Source organism: Mesorhizobium sp. M2A.F.Ca.ET.037.01.1.1 (assembly GCF_003998075.1).
Taxonomy (GTDB): Bacteria; Pseudomonadota; Alphaproteobacteria; order Rhizobiales; family Rhizobiaceae; genus Mesorhizobium.
Map to the genome: position 1 here is coordinate 1 of NZ_RZSA01000621.1, position 4,054 is coordinate 4,054.

At 63.7% G+C, this 4,054-nt stretch carries 2 protein-coding genes and 2 pseudogenes; all 4 read right to left on the reverse strand.

All coding sequences use genetic code 11. The features are described from left to right. Nucleotides 1-454, reverse strand: a pseudogene (locus EOA27_RS42295) (hypothetical protein); the annotation flags it as partial. A gap of 642 nt (nt 455-1,096) precedes the next feature. Continuing rightward, the gene (locus EOA27_RS25560) at nt 1,097-2,902 is read right to left on the reverse strand and encodes an ABC transporter ATP-binding protein (RefSeq protein WP_126082416.1); all 1,806 of its coding nucleotides are present in this window, start codon (nt 2,900-2,902) and stop codon (nt 1,097-1,099) included. A 418-nt stretch (nt 2,903-3,320) separates the two neighbouring features. Then, nucleotides 3,321-3,743 (reverse strand): GNAT family N-acetyltransferase, encoded by a 423-nt coding sequence (locus tag EOA27_RS25565; RefSeq protein WP_126082415.1) that lies wholly within the window; start codon nt 3,741-3,743, stop codon nt 3,321-3,323. Between the two features lie 29 nt (nt 3,744-3,772). Next, nucleotides 3,773-4,054: pseudogene (locus tag EOA27_RS25570) on the reverse strand (NAD+ synthase); the annotation flags it as partial.

Genomic DNA, 4,054 nt, shown 5'->3' on the forward strand with positions numbered 1-4,054 from the left:
GCCGCGGCAGTTCGCCATCCTTCCAGCTCGGTCGAAGAGCATAATCGGATATCAGTGCCGGCAGCCGCTCCGCAAACCGCGCGGCATCGATCCGCTCATGGTGGATCCGTCGCGACGATGAAGGCTGGACCGGCGGCTCGAGCCGTCTTCCTGCGAGAGCATCAAACGCCCGCCCGCAGGGGCCGAGCGCCAGCCGAGCCAGCCCGGGCCATTTACTCTGCAGCAAGGCGGCGGCCATGGCGCCCGGCTGAAAAACACAGGTCCATTCCAGACAATGCACCGGCAAGAGCTGATACTTCATCGGACGCGCGAAGGCCAAGGATGTCCGGTTGGCCGAATCGGTCAGATATAGATCGAACTCGCCCTGATGCAGGGCACGCAGCAATTGCGGCCCGGCCCAACCGTGATCGGTGCTGGAATCGGTCATGAAGGGACCGATGATCGCGGCGTTCAATGGCCTTCCATTGAGCTCATAGCGGGCTTTCAAAACGCCCATGAACCCGCCGAGGCCGCCCTGCGGGTTTATCTGGACAAGGGCCTTGTTCTCACCGCCGTCAAGATAAAGCTTTCTCATATAGTCCGCCGTCCGCGCGATCGCGTGATCGCGAAGGCGGCGACGGCGGAACTTCGTCAGGAAGAGTGCGGCGACGCGATCGAGATCCTCGGCGGCGAGCGGCCGTACCGAGCCATGGTCGGGCACCGACGGCGCCGGCGTCTTTCTCGAACCCCCATTTGCGGAGACCAAATCCATCATGAATGCCTATGCAAGGTCCTCTGTCGGCAGGTGAGATCCTAGAATTTACAAAGAAATCTTCTTCCGACCGGCATGCCTGTAGAAATCTCCAGGAGACCTGCGCATGCCACATCCGACTTGCCCTTCTGAAGGTATACGCCGAAAACTGTTTAAATAATGTAATATCGCATGGCGTTGCTGATGAAATGACTCAAACTTTAAGTATATGGAGACGAATTTAAACACCGCATTACCTCACTCAAGCCGCGTGACGAGAGCGCGGTTGCAGACCTTGGATTGATCTGCGCTGCTGCAGGGGAGCCAGAGGACCGACGGCCCAGCCGGAGCCGGGCCGTCCTTTCCTCAGGCGACGAGGCCTTTGGTCAGTTCGAGCGCCTGCCGCTCGAACAGCCGTCGGTAGATGCCGCCATTGAGGCGGATCAGATCGTCATGCGAACCCTCTTCGGCGATACGGCCTCGATCGAAGACCAGCAGGCGGTCGAGCGCCCGAACCGTCGAGAGCCGGTGCGCGATGACAAGGGTCGTGCGCCCCACCATCAGCCGCTCCATCGCCCTCTGGATCAGCACTTCCGATTCCGAATCCAGGCTCGATGTCGCCTCGTCCAGGATCAGGATGCGCGCATCCGCCAGGAAGGCTCGCGCGATCGCCACGCGCTGCCGCTCACCGCCAGAAAGCTTCACACCGCGCTCGCCGACCAGGGTTCCGTAGCCCTTGGGCAGGTTGGTGATGAAATCATGCGCGCTGGCGAGTTTCGCCGCATGCTCGATCTCGGCCTGGCTGGCGCCGGGCCTGGCATAGGCGATGTTCTCGGCAAGCGAGCGGTGGAACAGGATCGGCTCCTGCTGGACGATGGCGATCTGGCTGCGCAGCGACGCCTGCTCGACCTGCGAGATGTCCTGCCCGTCAATCAGGATCCGCCCGGCATTCACGTCATAGAGCCGCTGGATCAGCTTGACGAAGGTCGTCTTGCCCGAGCCCGAATGCCCGACCAGTCCAATGCGCTCGCCAGCCGCGATGTCGACCGAGAAATCGCGGTAGAGCGGCAGAAGATGGTTGCCGTAGTGGAACGTCACCTTGTCGAAGGCGACGCGCCCATCGGTGATCCGGATCGGCCGAGCTCCGGGCCGGTCCTCGATGCCGAGCGGTTCGGACTGGAAGTCGACCAGTTCCTCCATGTCGTTGACCGAGCGTTGCAGGTTGCGGATATGCGTGCCGATGTCGCGCAGATAGCCCTGCAGCACGAAGAACGAGGTCAGCACGAAGGCGACGTCGCCGGCGCTCGCCTGGCCCCAGGCCCATAAGATGAGGGCAAGGCCGATGACTGCCGCCCGCATGACCAGCAGCAGCGCCCCTTGCGTGGTGCCGTTGGCAGTGCCGCGCATCCAGGTGCGGCCGGTGCGCAGCCGCCATTTGGCGACCACGCGCGCCAGCCGCGCTTCCTCGCGGGCCTCCGCGCCAAAGCCTTTGACGACGGCATTGCAGCTCACCGCGTCCGCCAGCGCGCCGCCCAGCCGCGTGTCCCAGCTGTTGGCGAGCCGCGCGGCGGGCGCGACATAGCCGAGCGAGAGCATCGCCGTGACGGCGATGAACAGCACCGAGCCGGCCGCCACGACAGCCCCCATCAGCGGCCAGAACCAGCCGAGCAGCAGCGTCGATCCGACGAGCATGACGACCGATGGCAGGAGCGCGATCAGGATCGTGTCGTTGAGCAGGTCCAGCGCCCACATGCCGCGCGTTATCTTGCGCACCGTCGATCCGGCAAAGCTGTTGGCGTGCCAGTCCGTCGAGAACCGCTGCACCCGATGGAAGGCGTCGGCGGCAATGTCCGACATCATCTTCAGCGTCAGCTCGACGATCCACAGGAAGGCGACATTGCGCAGCACGACGCCCGCCAGCGCCAACGCCATCAGGATCGAGAACGCCGTCATCGCCGCGTTCCAGGCGACTTCATCGGTCCCGGCGCCGCTTGCGACCGCGTCGACCAGGCGGCCGGAATAGAAGGGCGTCAGCACATCGGCCAGCGTCGAGAGCAGGAATGCGCCCATGATGAGCGAAAGCCGCCACGGCTGGCGCCGCCAGTGGCTGAACGTGAAGCCGAGCACGCTGCGAAAGGCGCCGGCGCGCAGATCGATCTTGAAACGAGCCATGATGTCATCCGGGCGCAAACGAGCCCGGTCCCGGTAAAATCAAATTGGAAAACCCGCATCCGCGCCCTGCGGCGCCTCAAAAGAGCGGGAGGTTCAGTATGGTAGGCCGCCTGCCCTGAGGCGGCGACCGGCAGCGGCTAATGCCTGTGCTGCGCCCGGCTCTCCGAAAACCTTCGGAAAGCCCGAGCAGACCTAGGCTTCGCGGCCTCGCATAACGATGTCAAATTCTGCCATACGGTCCTCCCGGAAGGGAATCGCGGAGAGGTTCTTATAGGGAGGCATCGGCCGATCGCCAAGCCGGACCGTCGCCAAAACGACATCTGGTCCAAGCACTGAGACGAATTTGCAACAACGGCAGGTTGCGCGGCCTGGTGCATGCCGCACAGAAGCGGCTGAATTGGTTTCAGTCCGACGCGCTTTAAGCCGTCGGCTTGCCCGCTTTGCGATCCAGCCGCATGTAGCGTCCGTCGGTCGACGCCTTGAATCCGAACTTCTCGTAGAGGCTGTGGGCGTCGTCGGTCGACAGGCTCCAATGCGTCACCGTGCTGACTTCGGGATGATCGATCAGCGCCTGGACGAGCCGCTTGCCGATCCCCCGACCGCGATGCTGTGGCCAGATGATGACGTCGGCGACATAGGCAAAGACCGTGTAGTCGGTGATCGCGCGGGCGAAGCCGACCTGCTCGCCATCGAGATAGGCGCCGGCGCAGAGCGAGTTGTCGAAGGCCCGGCGGTGGGCCTCGTCGGTCCGCGACGCGCCCCAATAGCTTTGCATGAGCTGATCGGACGTTGCCCGGAAATCGATCCGCGACAGGTCGAAGCTGATTTCTATGTCTTGCATGCGCTGCGCTGCCGCAATCTCGCCGGGGATCAACCGCGATCCCGGAACCGGTTGGTGATTGGATAACGGCGGTCGCGGCCGAAATTCTTCCGCGTGATCTTCACGCCGGGCGCCGCCTGCCGGCGCTTGTATTCGGCGATGTAGAGCAGGTGCTCGACACGGGTCACCGTCGCCCGGTCATGGCCGCGCGCGACGATGTCGTCGACGCTCATCTCGTTCTCGACCAGGCATTCCAGGATGTCGTCCAGCACCGGATAGGGCGGCAGCGAATCCTGGTCGGTCTGGTTCTCGCGCAGTTCCGCCGATGGCGC